Here is a 3,699-nt window from a genome sequence, read left to right as displayed (position 1 = left end):
AGATGTTTATAAAAGACAGGGATGCCGAGGGCGCGCGACAGCCGGATCTTCGGCCGGGGGTTGTTCATCCTGCTCCTCAGGTGGTTAGGTAAGCCTTAGTTAGGTGAGCCTAACTTATAGTCGAGGAGGTCAGGGTGCGGCAAGCGGAGATCACGGAGGGGCCCGCGGCGGCCGAGCGGGCGCGCACGCTCGCCTACGGCATGGCGGACGGCGTGCTGGTCGCGCCCGGCGTCCCGTACGCCCCCGTCCCGGCGCACACGACGGACCGCGACGGCAGGCCGCTGCTCCTGCTGCCGACCGCCTCGCCGATCGTGGCGGCGCTGGCGCGCGAGCCCGAGGACCTGCCCGCCACGCTGCGGATCTCCGACGTCGCCCCCGTCTCGCTCGCCGACCGCGTCCGCGGACGGGCCTGGCTGCACGGCTGGCTCACCGAGCTCCCCGCCGGGGAGCTGCGCGCCGCGGCCCTGCGCATCTCCCACCCCCATCCGCGTCCCGAGCTGCTCGACCTGGCCGCGCCGCAGGACGGGGGAGACCGCGAACGCGCGTGGACGGTCCTCGCGCTGGAGGTCGCCCAGGTCGAGATCGAGGACGCCTGGGGCAGCGCCACCCTCGAACCGGAGGACTACGCCGCCGCCGCGCCGGACCCGTTCGTGGCCATCGAGGGGGGAATCCTCACCCATCTCGACTCCTGCCACCGGGACGAGCTGGCGCGGCTGCTCCCCGCGCCGGAATCCGCCGAGGAACGGGCGCCGGTCGTCCGGCCGCTCGCGCTCGACCGGTACGGTCTGTGGCTGCGCTGCTCCGCGCCGCCACCGCAGGCGCCCGGCTCGTACGATCTGCGCCTCGCGTTCGCCGAGCCTGTCAGTGATCTCCACGGTCTGCGCGGCGTGTACCGACGCCTGTTCGCTCACGCCACCCCGTAGGTCCGGGACGGACGGGCCCGCGAAATCACGGCCGGATGACCGTGATCTCCCGGATGGCGGGCGCGGCCCGTCCGGGACATGCTCATGACTCCGGCTGGGAGACGCTGAACGCCGCCCGCCCGGAACGACCCCGATCGCCGGCTCGTCCTCGCGGGGTGGATGAGCCGGCGGCGGGGAGCCGTGCCGGACGGGAGGGCCTCTGCGGCCCTGGCCGGGCCGGTGGTCCGGCGCCGCGGAGCACGACGCCGGGGGGCGTGGTCCGGGCCACTGGTCGAAATTGGATATGCCGCCGCCACGGGACGGGACGCAGGGTGGAGTCATGACCCGACACCATCCGCAGACCCGCGCGGTCCACCCGTCCGTCGTCGCGCCGGAGGGCAGCCGCCCGCTCGGAGTGCCGATCTACCAGGGGCACCTGTTCGCCTTCGACGACGCCGGCGACCTCGCCGCCGCCTTCGACGGGCCGGACCGGGCCTTCATGTACTCCCGCATGAGCAACCCGACCGTCCGCTCCTTCGAGCTGGCCGTCACCGAGCTGGAGGGCGGCGCGGGCGCGCTCGCCACCGCGTCCGGGATGGGCGCGATCAACGCGGTGCTGACGGCGCTGCTGCGGTCCGGCGACCACGTCATCGCGCAGTCCTCGCTGTACGGTGGCACGTACGCGCTGCTCCGCGACCTCGCCGACCGGTGGGGCGTCGAGCTGACGCACATCTCCGGGGACGACCCGGCCGAGGTCCGCGAGGCGCTCCGCCCGAACACCCGCCTCCTCTACCTGGAGACGGTCGCCAACCCGACCACGCACGTGACGGACCTGCCCGCGTTCGCCGGGGCCGTCCGCGGGACGGGCGTGCTGACCGTCGTCGACAACACCTTCGCCCCGCTGCTGTGCAGGCCCATCGAGCACGGCGTGGACGTCGTCGTGCACTCGGCCACCAAGTTCATCGGCGGGCACGGCGACATCCTCGGCGGCGTCGCGGTGTTCGCCGACCCGGCCGTCCACCGCCGCGTCTGGGACCACGCCATCGAGCTCGGCTCCACCGCCGACCCGTTCGCCGCCTGGCTGGCCGTGCGCGGGCTCGCGACGCTGCCGTTGCGCATGGCCCGGCAGAGCGCGACCGCCCTGGACCTCGCCCGGCGCCTCGCCGCGCACCCGTCCGTCGCCCGCGTCCACTACCCGGGGCTAATCGACCACCCGCAGCACGAGCTGGCGCGGCACCTGCTGCCGGACGGGAGCGGCGGTGTCCTCGCGTTCGAGCTGGCCGGTGGACGGGAGGCCGGGCGCGTGTTCAGCGAGGCGGTGCGGCTGGTGTCGCTGGGCCCGTCGCTCGGCAACGTCGCGACCCTCGCCATGCACCCGGCCAGCACGTCGCACCGCCAGATGGACGCGGCGTCCCTCGCCGCCGCGGGGATCGGCGAGGGCACCGTGCGGCTGTCGGTCGGCCTGGAGCATCCGGACGACCTGTGGGCCGACATCGAGCAGGCCCTGGAGAAGGCCGGCTGACTACAGAAGGCCGGCTGACTACAGGTAGAAGCCGGTCGCGGTGGCGGGGGCGTCCGGGCCCTCGGGACGCTTCTCGCCCTTGCGCAGGGCGACCAGCTCCGCCAGGGACGCGCCGTCCTGGCCGATCTCGTCCGGCGCGGTGCCGGAATCTTCCAGCCAGGTGACGGCCTCGTCCCTGGTCAGCGGGCCCACCTGGACCTGGGCGAGGCAGCGGCCCGGCCGGACGACCGCCGGGTGCAGCATCGTGAGGTCCTCGTTGGTGGTGATGGCCACCAGGACGTCCCGGCCCTGCCCGAGCATGCCGTCGGTGAGGTTGAGCAGCCGCGACAGGCCCTGGCCCGTCGACTGCTTGGCCTCGCCGCGGATCAGCTCGTCGCAGTCCTCCAGGATGAGCAGCCGCCAGCGGCGGTTCTCGTCCTCGTCGTCGCCGACCGCGACCTCCATCAGGTAGCTGGGCGTGCCGAACAGCGCCTCCGGATCGAGGATGCAGTCGGCCTGGCACCACTCGCTCCAGGCGCGCGCGAGGGCGCGCAGCGCGGTGGTCTTGCCGGTGCCCGGCGGGCCGTGCAGTAGCAGGAGCCGCCCCGACACCTGCTCGCGGGTGAGGTTCATCACCGCGTCCAGCGCGTCCGCGACGGGGGCGGTGTAGTTGCGGCGGATGTCGTCCCAGGAGTCGGCGGAGATCGCGCGCTCGGTACGCACCGGGCCGTGCGAGCCCATGTGCCAGAAGCCCATCTCGACGTTGGTCTCGTCGGTCTTCGGCGGCTCGGTCGCGTCCTTCACCGACTCTTCGAGGACGGTCTCGGCCAGCTCGTCGCTGACCGCGGACACCGCGAGGTAGGCGGCGCCGTTCTTCCACCGGTTGGTCAGCAGCGTCCAGCCGTCGCCCTCGGCCAGCACCGACTCCTTGCCCTTCTCGTGCGCGACGCGCACCAGCCGGGCGTGCCCTGGACGGAGCGGCGCGTCCGGACGGACGTGGTCGAGCCGCGTGGACCGCGACCAGGGCTGCTCGCCGGACGCGAACGGGCGCAGCGACAGCACGTCCATCACGTCCGCGGGCGAGTTGTTGTCGCTGAGGTTGAAGACCACGGGCAGCGCGGGGCGAGCCCCGGGATCGGTCGCCTTCTCCGGGGGCTCCACGAGATGCAGGACGTCCTGCGGCCTCTCCTGCGACATGGTCATGGCATTGATGATCTGGCTCGGCGGCGGATCGCGTCCACCGAATTAGCCGGACCGACGCCGACCGTTCCCGTCAGGCTTTCCCGGCCCCGCCCC

The 3,699-nt window shown here is 73.4% G+C and carries 3 protein-coding genes; 2 read left to right on the top strand and 1 reads right to left on the bottom strand.

Translation table 11 applies throughout. From position 1 onward, the window contains the following. The first annotated feature begins 134 nt into the window (after positions 1–134). Together E1298_RS45035 and E1298_RS45030 are read left to right on the top strand one after the other, a co-directional pair. Positions 135–923 (top strand): DUF2470 domain-containing protein, encoded by a 789-nt coding sequence (locus tag E1298_RS45035; RefSeq protein WP_243726233.1) that lies wholly within the window; start codon positions 135–137, stop codon positions 921–923. Between the two features lie 319 nt (positions 924–1,242). Then, positions 1,243–2,424 (top strand): trans-sulfuration enzyme family protein, encoded by a 1,182-nt coding sequence (locus E1298_RS45030; protein WP_131903501.1) that lies wholly within the window; start codon positions 1,243–1,245, stop codon positions 2,422–2,424. An 18-nt stretch (positions 2,425–2,442) separates the two neighbouring features. On the opposite strand, the gene E1298_RS45025 is transcribed toward E1298_RS45030, so the two are convergent. Then, on the bottom strand, positions 2,443–3,606 hold the full coding sequence (locus tag E1298_RS45025) for a DUF5925 domain-containing protein (RefSeq protein ID WP_243726232.1): 1,164 nt from the start codon (positions 3,604–3,606) through the stop codon (positions 2,443–2,445). Positions 3,607–3,699: the final 93 nt, after the last annotated feature.

Origin of the sequence: Actinomadura rubrisoli, from assembly GCF_004349215.1 — a bacterium.
GTDB lineage: Bacteria > Actinomycetota > Actinomycetes > Streptosporangiales > Streptosporangiaceae > Spirillospora > Spirillospora rubrisoli.
This window is presented reverse-complemented; position numbering and strand designations above follow the sequence as displayed.

What these genes read in the sequence shown, in the direction of transcription:
- E1298_RS45025 (WP_243726232.1), bottom strand. Translation starts at nt 3,606, where the DNA reads ATGACCATGTCGCAGGAGAGGCCGCAGGACGTCCTGCATCTCGTGGAG.
- E1298_RS45030 (WP_131903501.1), top strand. Translation starts at nt 1,243, where the DNA reads ATGACCCGACACCATCCGCAGACCCGCGCGGTCCACCCGTCCGTCGTC.